This is a genomic window from Paraburkholderia xenovorans LB400 (assembly GCF_000013645.1).
Taxonomy (GTDB): Bacteria; Pseudomonadota; Gammaproteobacteria; order Burkholderiales; family Burkholderiaceae; genus Paraburkholderia; species Paraburkholderia xenovorans.
This window is the reverse complement of sequence record NC_007951.1, coordinates 3,828,636-3,847,539: the sequence shown is the minus strand read 5'-3', so window position 1 is coordinate 3,847,539 and position 18,904 is coordinate 3,828,636. Positions and strand designations below refer to the sequence as shown.

Annotated in this window: 13 protein-coding genes; 4 read left to right on the top strand and 9 right to left on the bottom strand. The window is 65.0% G+C overall.

The genetic code is table 11. The annotated features are described in order from the left end of the window. Positions 1 to 4 precede the first annotated feature (4 nt). The 7 genes from guaD to BXE_RS17190 all read right to left on the bottom strand — a co-directional run bounded on the left by guaD (position 5) and on the right by BXE_RS17190 (position 10,047). Complete coding sequence (gene guaD / locus BXE_RS17220) at positions 5 to 1,360, bottom strand: guanine deaminase (protein ID WP_011489512.1); 1,356 nt, start codon at positions 1,358 to 1,360, stop codon at positions 5 to 7. Positions 1,361 to 1,465: 105 nt separating this feature from the next. Beyond that, positions 1,466 to 2,518, bottom strand: a complete 1,053-nt coding sequence (locus BXE_RS17215; RefSeq protein ID WP_011489511.1) for an adenosine deaminase — start codon at positions 2,516 to 2,518, stop codon at positions 1,466 to 1,468. 75 nt (positions 2,519 to 2,593) lie between these two features. Further along, positions 2,594 to 3,613 (bottom strand): xanthine dehydrogenase accessory protein XdhC, encoded by a 1,020-nt coding sequence (gene xdhC, locus BXE_RS17210; RefSeq protein WP_011489510.1) that lies wholly within the window; start codon positions 3,611 to 3,613, stop codon positions 2,594 to 2,596. Positions 3,614 to 3,709: 96 nt separating this feature from the next. Then, on the bottom strand, positions 3,710 to 6,118 hold the full coding sequence (gene xdhB, locus BXE_RS17205; RefSeq protein ID WP_011489509.1) for a xanthine dehydrogenase molybdopterin binding subunit: 2,409 nt from the start codon (positions 6,116 to 6,118) through the stop codon (positions 3,710 to 3,712). Next, a complete protein-coding gene (gene xdhA / locus BXE_RS17200; protein WP_081435559.1) occupies positions 6,118 to 7,665 on the bottom strand; it encodes a xanthine dehydrogenase small subunit in 1,548 nt (515 codons plus the stop codon). Before xdhA ends, xdhB begins: the two co-directional genes overlap by 1 nt. Before the next feature lie 390 nt (positions 7,666 to 8,055). After that, entirely contained in the window at positions 8,056 to 8,565 is a 510-nt protein-coding gene (locus BXE_RS17195; protein ID WP_007180849.1) for a disulfide bond formation protein B, read from the bottom strand. A gap of 102 nt (positions 8,566 to 8,667) precedes the next feature. Beyond that, positions 8,668 to 10,047 carry an amidase gene (locus BXE_RS17190; protein ID WP_038457451.1) on the bottom strand — a complete coding sequence of 460 codons (1,380 nt, stop codon included), beginning with the start codon at positions 10,045 to 10,047 and terminating at the stop codon, positions 8,668 to 8,670. 254 nt (positions 10,048 to 10,301) lie between these two features. Here BXE_RS17190 and BXE_RS17185 point away from each other — a divergent pair, with 254 nt between their 5' ends. The 3 genes from BXE_RS17185 (at position 10,302) to BXE_RS17175 (ending at position 15,096) form a co-directional block, all read left to right on the top strand. Next, the gene (locus BXE_RS17185; protein WP_011489506.1) at positions 10,302 to 12,059 is read left to right on the top strand and encodes a cation:proton antiporter; all 1,758 of its coding nucleotides are present in this window, start codon (positions 10,302 to 10,304) and stop codon (positions 12,057 to 12,059) included. A gap of 175 nt (positions 12,060 to 12,234) precedes the next feature. After that, positions 12,235 to 13,737 (top strand): gamma-glutamyl-gamma-aminobutyrate hydrolase family protein, encoded by a 1,503-nt coding sequence (locus tag BXE_RS17180; protein WP_038457453.1) that lies wholly within the window; start codon positions 12,235 to 12,237, stop codon positions 13,735 to 13,737. 645 nt (positions 13,738 to 14,382) lie between these two features. After that, positions 14,383 to 15,096 (top strand): DUF2968 domain-containing protein, encoded by a 714-nt coding sequence (locus BXE_RS17175; protein ID WP_011489504.1) that lies wholly within the window; start codon positions 14,383 to 14,385, stop codon positions 15,094 to 15,096. An 83-nt stretch (positions 15,097 to 15,179) separates the two neighbouring features. Here BXE_RS17175 and BXE_RS17170 read toward each other — a convergent pair whose 3' ends face one another. Then, a complete protein-coding gene (locus BXE_RS17170; RefSeq protein WP_038457456.1) occupies positions 15,180 to 16,352 on the bottom strand; it encodes a hypothetical protein in 1,173 nt (390 codons plus the stop codon). A gap of 317 nt (positions 16,353 to 16,669) precedes the next feature. Next, positions 16,670 to 17,194, bottom strand: coding sequence for a GNAT family N-acetyltransferase (locus BXE_RS17165; RefSeq protein ID WP_011489502.1), 525 nt, complete (start codon positions 17,192 to 17,194; stop codon positions 16,670 to 16,672). A 300-nt stretch (positions 17,195 to 17,494) separates the two neighbouring features. Between BXE_RS17165 and BXE_RS17160 the strand changes: the two genes are divergently transcribed. After that, positions 17,495 to 18,796 carry an MFS transporter gene (locus BXE_RS17160; RefSeq protein ID WP_011489501.1) on the top strand — a complete coding sequence of 434 codons (1,302 nt, stop codon included), beginning with the start codon at positions 17,495 to 17,497 and terminating at the stop codon, positions 18,794 to 18,796. Positions 18,797 to 18,904: the final 108 nt, after the last annotated feature.

The window sequence follows — 18,904 nt, the reverse complement described above, 5'->3', positions numbered from 1 at the left end:
AAATTCAAGCCGCGACTCTCTCCGCGCCCGATGCATATTGCCGCACGTCGTCGCGGCGGTGCACGCGCTTGCCGGCCGCATACGTTTCATAGATCGCGCGATCGTCGCCGAGCAGCGCGAACGCGAACAGCAGTTCCTCCAGCGATTCGGTGCGCCCGGTGCGGCGCGCGAGCAGCGGCGTTGCGCGCGGATCGAGCACGACGAAATCCGCTTCCGACTTCGGCTTCAACGTGCCGACCTTGTCCGCGAGATCGAGCGCTTCGGCGGCGCCGGCGGTCGCCAGATAGAACATGCGCGTAGCCGTCAGATGATGGCCGGTCAGACGCGCGACCTTGTGCGCTTCGTTCATGGTCTGCAGCATCGAGAACGAGGTGCCGCCGCCGACGTCCGTTGCCAGTGCGATCGGCATGCCGGCTTTATCCGCCTTGTCGAAGTCGAACAGGCCGCTGCCGAGGAACAGGTTCGAAGTCGGGCAGTGCGAGGCGACCGTGCCGGTTTGCGCCATACGCTTGCGGTCTTCCTCGTCGAGGTGGATGCAATGCCCGTACACGGCACGGCGGCGCAGCAGGCCATAGTGATCGTAGATGTCCAGATAGCTGCGGTGGCCGGGGAACAGATCGGCCACCCATTTCACTTCATCGTGATTTTCCGCGACGTGGCTCTGGATGAAGATGTCCGGATGCTTGCCCGCCAGCACGCCGCACGCTTCCAGTTGCGCTTCGGTCGAAGTCGGCGCGAAACGCGGCGTGAGCGCGTACATCTGGCGGCCGCGATTGTGCCAGCGGCCGATCAGCTCGGCGCTGTCGTCGTAGCCCGATTGCGCGGTGTCGCGCAGGAATTCGGGGCAGTTGCGGTCCATCAGCACCTTGCCGGCCACCATGCGCAGATTGCGCGCTTCGCTCTCGGTGAAGAGCGCGTCGGCCGATTCCTTATGGACCGTGCAATACACGAGCGCGGTGGTCGTGCCGCACGCCAGCAGTTCCTCGACGAAAAAGCTCGCCGTGTCGCGCGCATACGCCGGGTCGGCGAAGCGGCGCTCGGTCGGGAACGTGTACGTCTCGAGCCACGGCAACAAACCCGGCGCGGGCGACGCGATCATGTCCGTCTGCGGATAATGAATGTGCGTGTCGATGAAGCCCGGCACGATCAGCTTGTCGCGCATCTCCACGACCTGGGTGCCGGGCGCGAGTTGCGGCGCGAGCGCGGCATAGGCGCCCGCCGCGACGACATGGCCGTCTTCGACGATCAGCAGGCCGTCCTCGTTGAAGACCGCCGCGTTGGGTGATTGCGCGGGATCGCCGTTGAAGGTCAGCAGTTGCGCGCGGAATGCCGATTGGGCTGCCTTAGCCGATTGAGTCATGGAAAAACCGTCTCCGAATGTGAGAAGCAGAACAGCGCGGACGACGGGTCGATCCCGGGCTCTCAGGCGAACCCGCGCCGCCGCCGGCTGCGATACGTCGGCCCGTCAGTGCGGGCCGCCTGGGTGCCAGTGCGCGTCGAGCTTCGCGATCAGTTCGCTGCGTTGCCCGGGCGTGACGAACGACGCTTCGAAGCTGTTGCGGATGATCGTGTAGACCTCGGCATCGTTGAGCTTCAACGCGTCGATGGTGGCGAGATAGTTGGCGTTCACGTAGCCGCCGAAATAAGCCGGATCGTCGGAATTCACCGTCACGGCCACGCCGCGATCGAGCAGGTCCTTCAGCGTGTGTTTGGTCAGGTCGTCGAACACGCAGAGCTTCAGGTTCGACAGCGGACACACCGTCAACGCCACGCGCGAATCGGCCAGACGCGTGACCAGCGCCGGATCCTCGATGCTGCGCACGCCGTGATCGACGCGGTCCACTTTCAGCAGATCGAGCGCTTCGTAGATATACGAGGGCGGGCCTTCTTCGCCCGCATGCGCGACGAGTTTCAGGCCGAGCGAGCGCGCCTTCGCGAAGACGCGCTCGAACTTCGAAGGCGGATGGCCGCGCTCCGACGAATCGAGACCCACGCCGATCAGACGGTGCCTGTACTGCTCGAACAAAGGCCGCGCTTCTTCGAAGGTGGCGAGCGCGTCTTCTTCGGACAGATGGCGCAGGAAGCACAGAATCAGCTTGCTCGACATGCCGCGCTGCTCAGCGTCCGCGAGTGCGCGCTCGATGCCGGCCACGACGGTCGCGATCGGCACGCCGCGTTCGGTGTGCGTCTGCGGGTCGAAGAAGATTTCGCTGTGAACCACGTTGTCCGCCAGGCACCGTTCAACGTACGCCATCGTCATGTCGTAGAAGTCCTGCTCGTGCAGCAGCACGCTCGCGCCCGCATAGTAGATGTCGAGAAACGATTGCAGATCGGTGAACGCGTACGCGGCACGCAACGCGTCGATCGAGTCGTAGGCGAGCTTCACGCCGTTGCGCTCGGCGAGCGCGAAAATCAGTTCGGGCTCGAGCGAGCCTTCAATATGAATATGCAGTTCGGCCTTGGGTGCCAGCACGGTTTTTTCGGCCAGCGGCGTGGAGGTAACGGTCGTTGTAGTCATGGTCGGTCAGAAGTTTATTGGAGTGGTTTCGAGCCGGAGACAATGGGCGATGGCGATGTTCCGCGCCGCCGTGCTTCACACTGTCTGCGTGGTGCGGTGCGTCGTGCCCGCGTTCGCCTCGACGGCCTGCAGCACCTGCGCCGCCGCCGAGATCGCAATGATCTCCGGCGACTTGTCGACGATGCCATCCACGCCGAGCGGACACTTCATCCGCGCGATCAGCGCCGGATCGAGACCGCGCGCGGCCAGCCGGTGCTCGAACTGCTTGCGCTTGCTGTGCGAGCCGATCATGCCGAAGAACGCGAAGTCGCCGCGTCGCAGAATGCGCTCCGCCAACTCGAGATCGAGCGCATGGTTGTGCGTCATCACGATGAAGTACGTGTTCGGCGCGGCCTGGTCGACGGCTTCGTCGGGGGCGTCGTTCGGATCGATCTTCACGTTCGACGCATGCAGCGTTTCCGCGGGCGGAAACTGCGCGTCGCGCTCATCCACCCAGCGGACCGCGCAGGGCAGCGTGGCCAGCACGCGAACCAGCGCGGCGCCCACATGGCCGGCGCCGAACAGCACGACCGCGAAGTCGCCTGGCGCGATGGTTTCGGTGAGCAGCGCGCCGCTGTCGTCGAAACCGGCGCCGTCCCACAGCAGGCAGTCCGCGGCGTCGACGCCCGGCTCGGGGTCGGACAGCATCACGGCATCCGGTGCGGGGCCGAATGATACGCTACGCACCGTCGAAAGCCCCGCCGCCACGCGTTTGGCGAGCGACGTGATCCAGCCGAGGTCGCCCACGTCGAGCCGCTCGAACGCGAGAATCACCGCGCCGCCGCAGCACTGGCCGAGGCTCGGGCCGAGCGCGAAGCGCTCCAGCCGGCGCATGTGCGGCGAGCGCATGCCGTCGCGCAGTACCTGGCGCGCGGTCTCGATGGCTTTCCATTCGAGGTGTCCGCCGCCGATGGTGTGTTTCGCCGAGTCGCGCGTGACGATCATCTTGGTACCGGCCTCGCGAGGCGCCGAACCTTCGACGCGCGCGACCGTCACCAGCACGGCGGCGTCGCCGTGCGCGAGCAGTTGTTGCAGGTCAGGTAGCCAGGGCTGCATCCGGCGTTCTCCATACGTGGCTGCGCGGGGTGTCCGTGCGGCCGGTTGACTGTGGTCCGGCGCGTTCGTGTCGCGTCGGGCCGCGGGGTGATCTTTTCACGCGGCCGTGTCGGTCGTCGCGGGCTCCGTTGCCGGTTGCGGCGCGCGCTGCGGCTGCAATGCATCCAGCGCGTCGAGAATCGCTTCGGGCGTGGCCGGTGCGCGCAACGGCGGCGCCTCACGCGCATCCGGCACCGCGGCCGCGATTGCGTCGCGAATCGCGAGGAATACCGAGAACGGCAACAGCAACGGCGGCTCGCCTACGGCCTTCGAGCGGAACACGGTCGGCTCGGCGTTGTGGTTCTGGTAGAGCTGCACGTGGAACGCGGCGGGCGTGTCGCTCACCGCGGGAATCTTGTACGTGGACGGCGCGTGTGTCATCAGACGGCCATCGCAGTTCCACCACAGTTCCTCCGTGGTGAGCCAGCCCATGCCCTGAATGAAGCCGCCTTCCACCTGGCCGATGTCGATGGCCGGATTGATCGACTGGCCGGCGTCGTGCAGCACGTCCGCGCGCACCAGTTTCCATTCGCCGGTCAGCGTGTCGATCACGACTTCCGACACCGCCGCGCCATAGGCGAAGTAATAAAACGGGTGACCGGTCAGCGTTTTCGCGTCCCAATGCACTTTCGGCGTGGTGTAGAAACCGTCCGACCACAACTGCACGCGCGCCAGATACGCCGCGCCGACCAGTTGTTCGAACGGCATCGCACCGCCGTTCACCGACACCTGGCCGTTGGCGAATTGCGCGTCACCGGCGCTGCCGCCGAGTTGTCTGGCCGCGAGTTCGGCGAGCCTTTCGCGAATGGTTCTCGCCGCGGCTTCGGCGGCCTTGCCGTTCAGGTCGCTGCCGGTGGAAGCCGCGGTTGCCGACGTATTCGCGATCTTGGATGTATCGGTTGCCGTGACCCGCACGCGCGAGAGCGGCAAACCGAACTGGTTGGCGACCACTTGCGCGACCTTGGTATTGAGCCCCTGGCCCATTTCGGTGCCGCCGTGATTGACGAGCACCGAGCCGTCCTTGTACACATGCACCAGCGCGCCGGCCTGATTCAGAAACGGCACGTTGAACGAGATGCCGAACTTCACCGGCGAAAAGGCGAGGCCGCGCTTGAGGACCGGACTGTTTGCATTGAAGGCCGCGATTGCCGTGCGGCGCGCGCGATAGTCGCTGGTGCCGAGCAGCTCGTCGGTCAGCGGCGCGATGATGTTGTCCTCGACACGCTGCCCATAGGGCGTCGTATCGCGCTCGCCGATGCCGTAGTAGTTGGCGAGGCGCACGTCGAGCGGATCGCAGTTCAACTGACGCGCGATGCTGTCGAGCATCACTTCCATGACGAGCGCGCCTTGCGGACCGCCGAAGCCGCGAAACGCGGTGTTCGATTGCGTATTGGTCTTGCAGCACAGCGCCACGATATCGACATCGGAAAGGTAGTACGCGTTGTCGAAGTGGCAGACGGCGCGCGTGGCGACGGCGCCGGACAGGTCGGCGGAATAGCCCGCGCGCAACGCGATTTCGACGCGCGCGCCGAGAATGCGGCCGCTGTCGTCGAAGCCCGCTTCGTACTCGTAGATGGCGTCGTGGCGCTTGCCGGTGATCATGAAATCGTCGTCGCGGTCGGCGCGCAGTTTGACCGGCCGGCGCAGCCGCTTTGCCGCCAGCGAAGCCACGCAGGCGAACAGCGCCGATTGCGATTCCTTGCCGCCGAAGCCGCCGCCCATGCGCCGGCATTCGCACACCACGTTATGCGCCGGCCAGTCGAGCATATGCGCGACCACCTGCTGCATTTCGCTCGGATGCTGGGTCGAACTATAGACGAGCATGCCGTCCATTTCTTTCGGCACTGCGTACGCGATCTGGCCTTCCAGATAGAACTGCTCCTGGCCGCCGACTTCGAACGTGCCGCTGATGCGGTTCGGCGCGGCGGCGATCTTCGCAGCCGGTTCGCCGCGTTTCAGATGCAGCGGCGGCAGCACGAACTGCTGGCGGGCTTTAGCTTCGGCGGGCGTGAGGATGGCTTCGAGCGGTTCGTAGCGGATCACGTCGTCGCTCTTTGCGAGCGCCGCGGCACGGCGGGCGAGTTCGTGGCTTTCGGCGATCACGGCGAACACCGGCTGGCCGAGATACAGCACTTCTTCAACGGCGAGAATCGGGTCGTCGTGCAGCACCGGGCCGCAATTGTTCTCGCCGGGAATGTCTTCGGCGGTGAGCACGGCGATCACGCCCGGCGCGTTTCTCACGGCGTCCAGATCCATCGATACGATGCGCGCGTGCGCATGGCGCGACAGGCCGAGCGCCGCGTGCAGCGTGCCTTGCAACTCAGGCACGTCGTCCGTGTAGGTGGCTTCGCCGCTCACATGCAGCGCGGCCGATTCATGCGGCAGCGAAACGCCGATCGACGCCTCGCTTTCATGAGCGGCGGCGTGCGTGGCGGCGGGTTCGACGAAAGCATCGGTCCGGTTCATCACGACGGCTCCTTCGCAACGGCGGCGTCTGGTGCGCCGGCTTCGAACGCGAACGCATTCACGTCGAAGAGGGCGAGCGGCGCGTCATTGCGTGTTTCGAGGTGGAAGCGCCACAACAGATTGCGCGCCACCTTCAGTCGATAGGCGCTCGAAGCGCGCATGTCGGTGAGCGGCTGGTAATCGGCGGCGAGCGCATTCATGGCCTGCCGCGCGGTGCTGTCGTTCCATGTTGCGCCAGTCAAGGCCGCTTCGGTTTGCGCGGCCCGCTTCGGCGTGGCGGCCATGCCGCCGAACGCGATGCGCGCTTGCCGGATCGCGCCGTTTTCGTCGACGTGCAGCGCGAACGCCGCGCACACCGCCGAGATGTCCTGGTCGTAGCGCTTCGACACCTTGTAGGTGCGAAAGCGCAGATTGCCCGCCGGCCGTGGCACGCGCAGCGCCGCGACGAATTCGCCGGCGGCGAGTGCGGTCTTCTGATAGCCGAGGTAGAACGCGTCGAGCGGCAGCGTGCGCGTTTTCGGGCCGTGGCGCAGCACGACTTCGGCGCCGAGCGCGAGCAGCGCCGGCATCGAATCGCCGATCGGCGAGCCGTTCGCGACGTTGCCGCCGAGCGTGCCCGTGTTGCGGATCGGCAGCGAAGCAAAACGCGTCCACAGTTCGGCGAGTTCGGGATAGTCGACGGCGAGTGCCGCGTAAGCGTCTTCGAGCGTGACGGCGGCGCCGATCGTCAGCGTCTGCGTATCGCGCTCGACCGTCTTCAATTCGGCGACGTTGCCGATATACAGAATGTCGCCGAGATCGCGGAACTGCTTGGTGACCCACAGGCCGACGTCGGTGCTGCCGGCGAGCAGCCGTGCTTGCGGATGCCCGGCGCGCAGTTTCGCGAATGCATCGAGCGAGACCGGCGCATAAAAGGTGGGCGAACCGAACGCGGCGCCGCGTGTGTCGGGCGCGCGGTATTCGAAGGTGTCGCGCCGTTGCAGTTCGCGCAGCTGATTCGCCACGGCCTGGCGGTCGAGCGTCACGCGCGGATATTGCGGATAGTCGAACATCTTCTGCGAGGCGTCGACGATCGGCCGGTAGCCGGTGCAGCGGCACAGGTTGCCGGAGAGCGCGGCGTTGATTTCATCGCGTGTGGGCAGGCCGGCGGCGGCCGGCTGGTTTTCGTACAGCGCCCACATCGACATCACGAAACCAGGCGTGCAGAAGCCGCACTGCGAACCGTGGCAGTCGACGAGCGCCTGCTGGACGGGATGCAGCGCGCCGTCGGCGGCACGCAGGTCTTCCACGGTGAAGAGCGCCTTGCCGTCGAGGGTGGGCAGGAACTGGATGCAGGCATTGACCGCTTTCAGCGCGAGGCCGCCGTGCGCATCCAGTTCGCCGACGACGACCGTGCAGGCGCCGCAGTCGCCTTCCGCGCAGCCTTCCTTGGTGCCGGTGCAATGCAGATCTTCGCGCAGGTGCTGGAGCACGGTGCGCGACGCAGGGACGTCCGCGACCTCACGGATGGACCCCTGGTGATAAAAGCGGATGGTTTGCGTTGTCATGGCGAATCCGAAAGACAGTGCGGACCGGGCGCGCGTTACGCATGGGGTCGCGCTAAAGCCGGCCTCGCGCACGTAGATCGCCATCCAGATCCGAAGATAGCATTACCTTGTCCCAAAAATATTTCCCATATCGCATGAAGCTTATTCGGAAGCGGTCATGAGATAAGTACGATTCGCGGGACGGCGGGAAGTTGCGCGCGACGCAGCGGAGAATGGGAAACCAGCCGGTCGGGGCGCAACCGGGGGAAAACGGGCGGTCAATCAGCCGCCAGATGCGGGAGTTGCGGGCGAAAAAACGCCGGACTTCGGCCACTGTGCATGGCGGCGCAACGTCCGGCGCTATTCCCTGCGGCCAAAGCCGGTGAGGGCAACGGGAGAACAGCCGCCTGATCAGGCGATCCGGCGACGGTTGCGCACCAGGCTCAGCGCCAGTGGAATGAACGCGATCACGAATGCGACCAGCGACCATTGCGGCAACGTCAGGCCGAGAATCGGCGGATAGGCGGTTTCGCACAGGCCGGCGACCTTGAACACGCCCGGCAGCCAATGCGCGGGCGGCAAGCTGTCCACCAGCGGCTGCAGCGCGTCGAAGCCGCAGCTAAAGCCCGGATTCGCCTGAACATAGACGTGGCGCGCGGCCGTTACGATGCCGCCGAGCGCCGACAGCGCCGCCAGCACTTCCAGCAGACGCACGCCGCGCCAGCTATTGAAGCGCGCGCCGAGGAACGCGAAGATCGCAATCAGCAGGAAGAAATACCGCTGGATGATGCACAGCGGGCAAGGGTCTTCGTGCAGGAAGTACTGCAGATACAGCGCGCCGCCCACGAGGGCGAGGCAGATCAGGGCCAGCAGAACCAGCAGGGAGCGCTCGCGGCGCAGCATCGCAGTGTCGTTATTCATGGATCGTGTGGCTGTCTCTGGAAACGGAAAGGGCGGGTGCCCGCGATTCTAGCGCGAACCCCCGCCCTGCCGCTTATCCTGCTTTTACGACGTATTTTCCGATCAGCGGATCGCGTTGAGCACCGCTTCGGCGCCGCGGCCGATCGCCAGCAGCGCGTCGTCCGCGTGCGGTGCGCCGGCCAGCATCAGGCCTACCGGCGCGTCGCCGCGCAGATGGCACGGCAGCGACAGCGCGCAGGTATCGAGGAAGTTGAACGCGCTCGGGTTGCGCAGGATCAGCGCGTTGGTGCGGCCAAAGGCGTCATCGTCATCGACCAGGTCGGCGACGCGTGGCGGCACGACCGGCACCGTCGGCGCCACGACGGCGTCGAAGCGCTGCCACAGCGTGCGGGCGGCCTCGGCCAGCATCGCCTCGCGTTCGGCGAGCAGATCCAGATAGTCGGCGGCGCTGGCGGGCTGGCCTTTCAGAATGCGCACCAGCACGCGCGGATCGTATTGGTCGCGATGCTTTTCCAGCAACGGACGATGCCACGCATACGCCTCGATCGGCGAGAACCCGAAGCGGTTGATTGCCGGCAGACGGTCGAGCGGTGCGAAACGCACTTCGCTGACAATCGCGCCGGCCGCTTCCAGGTGCTTGAGCGCCGTGTCGACCGCCGCGGCGACGGCCGGCTCCACGCCGTCGGTGACGAAATTGGTCAGCACGCCGAGGCGTACGCCTTCGAGCGGGCGGGCGGCCGGAATGCGCGGCTCGAGCCCGGCCAGCATGCGGTCGACCAGCGCGCAGCACGCCACGGAAACGCCGATCGGCCCGAACGAATCGAGCGTCGACGAAAGCGGCACGCCGCCCTGTTTCGGGATGCGGTCGGCGGTTGGTTTGAAGCCGGTCAGGCCGCACAGCGCAGCTGGAATGCGGATCGAGCCGCCGGTATCGGTGCCGAGCGCAATCGCCGCCATGCCGTCCGCAACGGAGGCCGCCGCGCCCGACGACGAGCCGCCCGAAATCCGCTCGTCGCCCTTCACGCCGCGCCGATACGGCGATAGCGGATTGCCGTAGTGCGGGTTCAGGCCAAGTCCGGAAAACGCGAACTCGCTCATATTGGTCCGGCCGACGAGCACGGCGCCGGCCCGCTTCAGGCGCGCGACCGCGACGGCGTCCGCCTTGGCGGCGGGGGCGTCGGCGAGCACGATGGAACCGGCGCGGCTCGGCTGGCCTTCGATATCGAACAGATCCTTCAACGACACCGGAATCCCGGCGAGCGGCGAGAGCACGGTGCCGGCGGCGCGCAGGCGGTCGTGCGCGTCGGCGGCGGCGCGGGCGCTGTCGGCGTCGACGTGCATGAAGACGGCCGCGCCCTGGCCGGCCGGATCGGCGATCCGGTCGAGCGCCGTCTCGACGAGCGCGCGGCTCGTGGTGCGCCCGGCGGCGAGGTCGGCGGCAAGTTGGGCTAACGGCGGGAAGGGCGTGAATTCAGTGGCCATGATGTCGGTAGGAATCCGGTTGGACCGGGTGAAGCCGGGGAGTGGGACGCTTACATGCGGGGTCATGTCGTCCGCATTGTAGAGCAAGGTTTTGCGTGCGCGGCGCGCTGTCGTGCCCTGGCGGGTGCGCCGCAGGCAAGGGGGCGAGCGCCGGCCGCAATCCGGCGCGCCCCGGAGGTTCGCGCCATCCGGCGAGCCGTATTGGTTTGTTACACTGCGCTTCTGGAAAATTACTTTTTGTAAGGGACGTTTTCATGCACCACGGCATTGGCTTCATTCAGGACCTGGCGGTCGTGATGGCGCTCGCCGGCGTCGTCACCGTGCTGTTCCATCGTCTGAAACAGCCGGTGGTGCTCGGCTACATTGCCGCCGGCGTGATCATCGGGCCGTACACGCCGCCGTTCCAGCTGATCCACGACGAGCAGACCATTCAGACGCTCGGCGAACTCGGCGTGGTGTTCCTGATGTTTTCGCTCGGCCTCGAATTCAGTCTGCGCAAGCTCTTCAAGGTCGGCGCGACGGCGATCGTCGCGGCGCTCTCCGAGATCGTGCTGATGCTGTGGCTCGGTTACGAAATCGGCAGCGCGTTCGGCTGGAGCCCGATGGATTCGCTGTTCCTCGGCGCGATCCTCGCGATCTCGTCGACCACGATCATCGTCAAGGCGCTCTCCGAACTGGGGCTGAAGCGCGAGAGCTTCGCGCAACTGGTATTCGGCATTCTGATCGTCGAGGACATTCTCGCCATTGCGATGCTGGTCCTGCTGTCGGGCATCGCGCAGACCGGGCAGTTGAGCGCGGGTGTCGCCGTGGTCACGCTCGGCAAGCTGCTGCTGTTCATGACGGTGTCGCTGGTGGTCGGCATTCTGGTGGTGCCGCGCGCGTTGAACTACGTGGCGCGCGCGAAGAGCGACGAGATGCTGCTCGTCTCCGTGCTCGGCTTCTGCTTCGGCTTCTGTCTGCTGGTCGTGAAGCTCGACTACAGCATCGCGCTCGGCGCGTTCCTGATCGGCGCGATCATGGCCGAATCGCGCCATCTGCACCGGATCGAGCATCTGATCGCGCCGTTGCGCGACGCCTTTTCCGCGATCTTTTTCGTGACGATCGGCCTCATGCTGAACCCGGCCGTGCTGGTCGACTACGCGTGGCCGATCGCGGTGATCACAGTGGCGGTGATCGTCGGCAAGATCGTGTCGTGCGGGCTCGGCACCTTTCTCGCCGGCAAGGACGGCCGCACGGCGATGCGCGTCGGCATGACGGTCTCGCAGATCGGCGAGTTCTCGTTCATCATCGCCTCGCTCGGCTTGACGCTCAAGGTGACGAGTGCGTTTCTCTATCCGATCGCGGTGGCGGTGTCCGCCATGACCACGCTGTTCACGCCGTATCTGATCCGCGCGGCCGATCCGCTGACCCAGCGCCTCAGTCACGCCATGCCGCGCACACTCGCGAACGTGTTCGGCATGTACGGGCAATGGCTGGACAGTCTGAGCACGAAAACCGGCGAGCCGACGCTGTTCAGCATGACGCGGCGGATCATTCTGCAGATTGCCGTCAATCTGGCGCTGGTCGCCGCGATCTTTCTGATCGTGTCGTATAGCGCGCCTTATACCAGTTCGCTGCTCGCGCACTGGCTCGGTTCCGAGCCGATGCAGCGCGTCGTGCTGTGGAGCGTGGCGCTGGTCGTGTCGATGCCGTTTCTGGTGGCCGTGTATCGCAAGACCAAGTCGCTCGCGTTGCTGCTCGCCGAGGTCAGCGTGCAGCCGGCGACGGCAGGGCGCTTCACGAGCGCGATCCGTTACGCGATTTCCGATCTGGTGCCGGTGGTTTCGATGGTCGGCGTGTTCCTGCTGGTGGCGGCGCTGTCTGGCGGCATTCTGCCGCCGACCGGCCTGCTCGCCGCGGTGCTCGTCTGCGCGGCGTTGCTGCTGGCGCTGGTGTGGCGCTGGTGCGTGAAAATCCATGCGGCAATGCAGATCGCCTTGCGCGAGAGTTTCGACGAACAGCCGGATCCTTGAGTCAGATAGGCTCACTCACTCGTCAGACAGACTCGCGTCGCGGCCTCGCAAAGGGTCTTGTTTCGGGGTGCGGCAACAATGTGAGCAATTGTGTGCGGGTTTGCGGGGCTTGGCGCGCTAGCGGATAATCAGGGCATATTCATTCGTTCGCGTGGAAGGCGCCTGTCTGACTGTCATGAGCGAAAACAAACCTGAAAACGCCGGCAAGCCCGGCGATCCCACGCCGCCTTCGGCGTCGCCTGCGCCCTCCGGCGCAGCGCCCGGCGCGTCGCTACCCGGCTTTGCGCCGGATGAACCGGCCACCTCGCTACCTCTCTCGCATGAAGATGCCATCCAGTCGCCGGTCAAGGACGCGGTAACGCCGCCGGTCCATGCGCCCGCTGAAGCGGCAACCCCGCCGGCTGCCGGCGAGGCGGCCGTGCGATCGTCGACCGACGATCCCGACAGCGCGTCGGCCGTCACGCCCGTTGATCCGCAAACGGCGCGGCAACGCGACGCGGCCGAGGCGCGCAGTTCGGCTGCCGCGTCCACGGCGCAGCAGGAAGCCGAGGTTCATGAAAAGGCGGCGCGCCGCACCGGAACGTACGCGGCGAGACCGGCTCCCAAATCCTCGCCGACTTTCGCGAGCAGCGAACCTGTCGATGCCGAACTGGTTACTTCAGTGGAAGACGCCGCCGTAGTCGATGAGGTTCAGGCCTCCGCCGGGCGCCAGGCCGGTTCGCCGCCGCCCGGTTTCGGCGCGGCGCCCGACTTCAGCGCGTCCAATCCGCCGCCGCCCAACGCATTGCCGCCGTCGCCACCGCGCTATCTGAAGCACAACGATTCGGCGTGGACCGTGTTCGGCCGCATCATCGCGGCGCGCGCCCGCCAGTTGTTCGATCGCGCCGGCCAGCGGATCACGCAGCGCACGCTGCGCATCGGCGTGTCGGCGCGTATCTTCCATCCGGAGCCGGGTGCGAAGGGATTGCGCGGCAAGACCCTGCAGTATCTCGAGGAATCGATTGCGCATTGGGTGATGTCGCGCGACGTGCTGGTGTTCATGATTCCCACGGTCGGGCATCAGGGCATGCTGCACCCTAGCAATATCCGCCTGCGCGATTATGCAAAGCATCTGGACGGCCTGCTGCTGCAAGGCGGCGCCGACGTTTCGCCGCAGTCTTACGCGGAACAGGCGACCAGCCACGAGTGGCCCGGCGACCGCGTGCGCGACATGTACGAGCTCGAACTGCTGCATGAGTTCATCGAGTCGGGCAAGCCGGTGCTCGGCGTGTGCCGTGGCTGTCAACTGATCAATGTGGCGTTCGGCGGCACCTTGTATCAGGACATCGCCACCGATGTGCCGACCGCGGGCGCCCACGTCAACGAGAACTACGATCAGCATCGGCACGGGATTCACTTCCCCGACGGTTCGACACTCGCCAATATGTTCCCGGGCCAGCGCGATGCGATCGTGAACTCGATTCACCACCAGGCGGTCAAGACGCTCGGCCGGGATCTCAACATCGAAGCCGTGTCGGCGTCCGACGGCATCATCGAGGCCGTGCGCTACCGGCGCGCGCCGTTCGTGATGGGCGTGCAATGGCATCCGGAGTTTCATCGGGCGGGCGGCGCGGAGTTGCTCGACTGTACGCCATTGCTCGATACATTCCTGCGTGTGGCGCGGGAAACGCGTTTTTAGGGCGGCGTTTTTAAGGCGGCCGCCCGGTGTCGAGTGCGCGCCTTGGGCGGCACGGACCGAAGGTTGAGTTTTCCAGGCGGGTTTGTTCGAGGCGCACCACTGCTGTTTGCAAGGGTGCGCCTCATGGTTTTGGGGCGGTGTTCCTGTTGCGTTCCTGATCGGCAACGGGCTTGCTTTCCTGGGGATTCTTGGGGATTCCTTGGGATTTTTTGGGCTCCCGTCGCGCTTCGATACGCGCTTCGATACGCGTTACGCGCCGGTCGGGGTGGCGCGGTCGGCGGCAGTTCCTGGCTTCTGAAATCGTAGAGGTTTCGTTATCGAGATGGATATTCAGGAATGCGAGTTATTGGGTGGCCGCAGTGCATGTCTCTGCCAGCCGGCACTCTATCTCCATATCTTGACCTGCTTGTTGTTGGATTCGCGCGAATCGAACGTGATTTGAGAATTATCTGAGTGAGGCGGAAGGTTGCATTTTCGTCTTATATGAACCCGTTTCCAGTGTGATTGCCGGGTGATTCGACCAGATCAGTCGCCCGCCATTTATCTCGATTTAAAGTCGGTCTACGCGACATTTGAATGCTTCGCTTAAAGGCCAATCCGCGCGATAATCTGCGGCTGTTTTGGATTCGCATGGAGCAAGCACGTATGAAGTACCCCTTAATTGTACGGCGCGCCATGCTGCTCGCGACTTCGTGTGCGCTGCTGCAGCAGGGCGGTCTCGTGCTGGCGGCGCAAGGCGACGAGGCCGCGCCCATGGTCGGCACAAGGCCGGCTATCAGTACCCTGACGCCGCAGCCCGTGGCTGACGCGCTGCGCAACGCGTCAGCCACGCCGTCCACGCCTGCCGACGCGCAAGGCAACGTCGCCGAATTGATGCAGATGATTCACGGCGCGAAACTGAGCGAACTGCGCACCACCTATAACGGCAGCTACGGCGCCAGTCTGTTTTTCTATCCGCAGGAAATGACGTATTACGTCGCGCTGTTTCAGGACAAACATTTCTGGCGGGTGATCAAGTCCGAAGACGTGGCGCGCGCGGAAGCAATCTATGCGGGCTTTGCCCAGCAGACCGCGCAGCTTGCGGACGTCGAGATTCGCCGCACGCAGTTGCAGGCGCAGAAGGCGTACATCGAAGACATCATCGTGTTATCCGAAGATCGCGCCAAACGCCTGCAGGCCGATCTCGACGTGGCTCGCACGCAGCAGGCCAAGGTCAACGACTATCAGCGTCAAACGCAAGGCGAAGCGGCCGCGCTGCATGCGGAGAAGGAAAGGGCGCAGGCACAGTTGCGCCAGGTGCAGGGCGAAGTGATGCAACTGCAGCGGCAAACGGAAATGGGATTGCCGACCCAGAAGTAATAGCGGGAGTGTAAAAAAGCCCGGCCATTCGTGAGTGAATGACCGGGCTTTTTTTATGCCACGCCGCTGGGATTGCAGCGCGGCTACTTCGCGAATTGATCGGGGATCTCGGTCACGCGCCGCTGTGAAAGACGGCTCATCCATTCCGTTGCCGTGCCGCCGGACGCATTGTTCGACGAACCGGCGTGCGATGGCGGCATATCGCGCAGATGCGTGGATGCGGACAGTGTCACACCCGCGTATTCGTCGACGCCGAGTCGAGTCGGCGCGAGAGGCGAATAGGATCCCGCAGCGGAAGGCCTTGTTGTCGAACCTGCCGCAACGCTCCGGATTGCGATCTGCGGCAAGTCGCCGGCATTGACCGCTGAGTGCGACGACTGGTTTGCGGTGGCGTACCGCGTGATGGGCGGGCGGTTTTGTTGCCGTTGCGTACCGCTTGTCTCCCGAGCGCGGTGATAGCGGCGCGCGCCCGTCTTGTCAGTGGAGATGTGCGTGGGAGCAGCGGGCAATGCCTGAGCGGGAGCGCGAGCCGAAGCGGTTGTAGACACCGTTGCCGACGTCGGGTTAGATGCAGGCGTGAAGGTTGGCGCCATGCGCGGGAGCTCGGGCGCAGAGGCCGCAACTGTGACGGGCGCGTTTACCACACCGCTGCCAACCGCGAGGTCGCTCGCCGTAACAGGCGATCGAAGATCCGACACCTGCGAGCTCCGATGAGCCGATACGCTACCAGCGACAGGAGTGGCCACCTGGCGATGCGCCAGATGGTCGAATCCAATCCACGCCAGTACTGCGGCGCCGCCGAGTACGCACGCGCCGCCGGCTAACGCGCCCCAATGGTTGCCATAACCACGCGCCGCCGTGACATACGCGGGCCCGGGCCCGACGGCGGGCGGGACAGCAGGGGCAACAGGCGTTTCAACAGCCGTTTGCCTCGCGGCCTCGGGCGACGCGGCGAAAACCGCTGCCTGCGCCGTTGCGGCTGACCCGGACTGAGCCGCAACCGCAACTGCGCCCGCAACCGCGCCCGCGCGTTGTTCACCCAGCGGCGACCACCGGCAAAGAGAGCGAATGGCCTGATCGCTCAGGCAGAACGTGCGCAGCATGGCTGCATAGAGCGCCTTGAGTTCCGCCCGCAAACTGTAGCCCGGCGGAAGGAGCGCCCAGTCCCGGCCGAAGGGCGCCGGCACGTGACCGAGCGGGCGGAGGCGCGGTAGCGCCAGAGAGCCTTCGATCGGGGTGAAAGGAATGGTAGACATCGGTCTTTTCCAGCGCCTCGTAAGGGGAACGCCGCTCGGCGTTCCCGTGGTCTGCGGGGACTCAGGCCTCGGAGCGATGCGCGTGAACGCCTTCCATACACGTGCTGCGTCGACGCCGCGCACCGGCGTCATGTTCGCGGCGAGCGAATGGACACATGGGCACAAGGACACATGGGCGCGTCGCCATGAAGCCATCGGAGTGCGGAAGATGATGTCTGGAAGCCGCCAGCCTGACGATCGGACGGTTCCGAAATATGGTGCTGAATCGTGCGGGATGGTGCGAAACCTCGACGACGGACAGGCGAGCCGCCCCCGTTCTATCGGTCGAGTCTGTACACGTAGCGCAACGCCGTAATATCCACGCCACCCATATGGTCGGGTTCGGCGCCGACAAATTGCCAGCCTTGCCGTTCGTAAAAGCCGATTGCCGGCGTATTGCCTTCGAGCACATAGAGATAGAGCTGCAACTCGCCTTGCGCGCGCGCCCAGTCCTCGGCGGCCTGCATCAGCAGCTTGCCGACGCCGAGACCCTGATACGCAGGCCGCGCGTGCAGGTTATCGAGCAGCACACCCCATGCGGACTCCGGCTGACGTTCAGCGCAGACAAAGCCGGCCGGCTCGCCCGCGAGCTCGGCAATCAGCACGATACGGCGTTCGCCGCCGGGCGCGCTCAGGCGCGCTTCCCAGTAAGCGGCGCGTTCGCGCGCGACTTCGCCGTCGAGAAAGGCGTCGGGCAGCAGACCGCGATAGGTGGCCTGCCAACTGCTGCTGTGGATCGAAGCAATGAGCGCGGCATCCGCGAGCGTGGCGGGGCGCAGCGAAAGAGCGGGGGTGGTTCGCATCGGTAGTGATCAACGAAATGCCTGACTGCAAAATGTTACCCGACGACAGGTGACACCCTTTGTAATGAAACTGTATGCATTACGCGACAGCGCCATCAACGGTAACATTACGTGGAGCGAGCACCGCATGATTCACAACGTTTACCCTGATACCGTGCGAGTGCGTTCAGCATGAAAATGCAGCGCCCCCGGCGCGTTCTTCTATCCGTCCGAGGCATCCGCCCGCCGAACCCAGTGGATCGTTTCAACTGCCTGCGCGTCACTGTTTCTTTCGTGGCAGCAGGTCCATCAGAGAATGTCATGTCTACTGCGTCACACGCTACTTCCTCATCGGAAGAATCCAAGGTCAAGACAGTATTCCGCGTGGTCAGCGGCAACTTTCTTGAGATGTACGACTTCATGGTCTATGGCTATTACGCTTCGGCGATCGCCAAAACCTATTTCCCGAGCGGCAACGAGTTTGCCTCGCTGATGCTGTCGCTGTCGGTGTTCGGCGCGGGCTTCCTGATGCGGCCGCTCGGTGCGATCGTGCTCGGCGCCTACATCGACCATCACGGCCGGCGCAAAGGCCTGATCCTCACGCTCGGCCTGATGGCGCTCGGCACGCTTACGGTGGCGGCAATTCCGGGTTACGCGACGATCGGCGTACTCGCGCCGGCGCTCGTGCTGTTCGGCCGGCTGTTGCAGGGCTTCTCGGCCGGGGTCGAACTGGGCGGCGTCTCGGTGTATCTGTCGGAGATCGCCACCAAGGGAAACAAGGGCTTCTATTGCGCGTGGCAGTCGGGCAGCCAGCAGGTTGCCGTGGTGTTCGCCGCGCTGATCGGCGTGTTCCTGAACAAGCTGCTGCCCGCCGACCAGATGGGCGCCTGGGGCTGGCGCGTGCCGTTCCTGATCGGCTGCCTGATCGTGCCGTTCCTGTTCCTGATCCGCCGTTCGCTGCAGGAAACCGAGGAATTCAAGGCGCGCAAGCACCATCCGAAGATGGGCGAGATCATGAAGACGATGGCCGCGAACTGGGGCATCGTGCTGGGCGGCATGGGCATGGTGATCATGACCACGGTGTCGTTCTATATGATCACGGCCTACACGCCGACCTTCGGCAAGGAAGTGCTGAAACTGTCGTCGATCGATACGCTCGTCGTCACGGTCTGTATCGGTCTGTCGAATCTGATCTGGCTGCCGCTCGCGGGTGCGTTGTCGGACCGTGTCGGCCGCCGTCCGGTGCTGCTGGCCTTTACGATTCTGACCATCATTACCGCGTATCCGGCGCTGCAATGGCTGGTGGCGGATCCGTCGTTTGCGCGTCTGCTGGCAGTCGAATTGTGGCTGTCGTTCCTGTACGGCAGCTATAACGGCGCGATGGTCGTCGCGCTGACCGAGGTCATGCCGGTCGAAGTGCGGACCGCCGGCTTCTCGCTCGCCTACAGCCTGGCTACGACGATCGGCGGCTTCACGCCGGCTATCTCCACGTTGCTGATTCATACCACCGGCAACAAGGCGGCGCCGGGTCTGTTCCTGGGCGTGGCGGCGATTTGCGGGTTGATTGCGACGCTGGTGCTGTACCGCACGCCTGAATCGCGCGACCAGTACCGGACGGCCTGACTTCAGCCGGTCACCGGCCTGCCGGTCAAGTAAAAAGCCCGCGCGTTCTCACGAACGCGGAGGCTTTGTTTTTGGCGCGGGGTCCATGCAGCCATTCGCTGCGTTGAA

Excerpts from the sequence above, each read along its gene's own strand:
- guaD (WP_011489512.1), bottom strand. The coding sequence starts at position 1,360 with ATGACTCAATCGGCTAAGGCAGCCCAATCGGCATTCCGCGCGCAACTG.
- BXE_RS17215 (WP_011489511.1), bottom strand. The coding sequence starts at position 2,518 with ATGACTACAACGACCGTTACCTCCACGCCGCTGGCCGAAAAAACCGTG.
- xdhC (WP_011489510.1), bottom strand. The coding sequence starts at position 3,613 with ATGCAGCCCTGGCTACCTGACCTGCAACAACTGCTCGCGCACGGCGAC.
- xdhB (WP_011489509.1), bottom strand. The coding sequence starts at position 6,118 with ATGAACCGGACCGATGCTTTCGTCGAACCCGCCGCCACGCACGCCGCC.
- xdhA (WP_081435559.1), bottom strand. The coding sequence starts at position 7,665 with ATGACAACGCAAACCATCCGCTTTTATCACCAGGGGTCCATCCGTGAG.
- BXE_RS17195 (WP_007180849.1), bottom strand. The coding sequence starts at position 8,565 with ATGAATAACGACACTGCGATGCTGCGCCGCGAGCGCTCCCTGCTGGTT.
- BXE_RS17190 (WP_038457451.1), bottom strand. The coding sequence starts at position 10,047 with ATGGCCACTGAATTCACGCCCTTCCCGCCGTTAGCCCAACTTGCCGCC.
- BXE_RS17185 (WP_011489506.1), top strand. The coding sequence starts at position 10,302 with ATGCACCACGGCATTGGCTTCATTCAGGACCTGGCGGTCGTGATGGCG.
- BXE_RS17180 (WP_038457453.1), top strand. The coding sequence starts at position 12,235 with ATGAGCGAAAACAAACCTGAAAACGCCGGCAAGCCCGGCGATCCCACG.
- BXE_RS17175 (WP_011489504.1), top strand. The coding sequence starts at position 14,383 with ATGAAGTACCCCTTAATTGTACGGCGCGCCATGCTGCTCGCGACTTCG.
- BXE_RS17170 (WP_038457456.1), bottom strand. The coding sequence starts at position 16,352 with ATGTCTACCATTCCTTTCACCCCGATCGAAGGCTCTCTGGCGCTACCG.
- BXE_RS17165 (WP_011489502.1), bottom strand. The coding sequence starts at position 17,194 with ATGCGAACCACCCCCGCTCTTTCGCTGCGCCCCGCCACGCTCGCGGAT.
- BXE_RS17160 (WP_011489501.1), top strand. The coding sequence starts at position 17,495 with ATGTCTACTGCGTCACACGCTACTTCCTCATCGGAAGAATCCAAGGTC.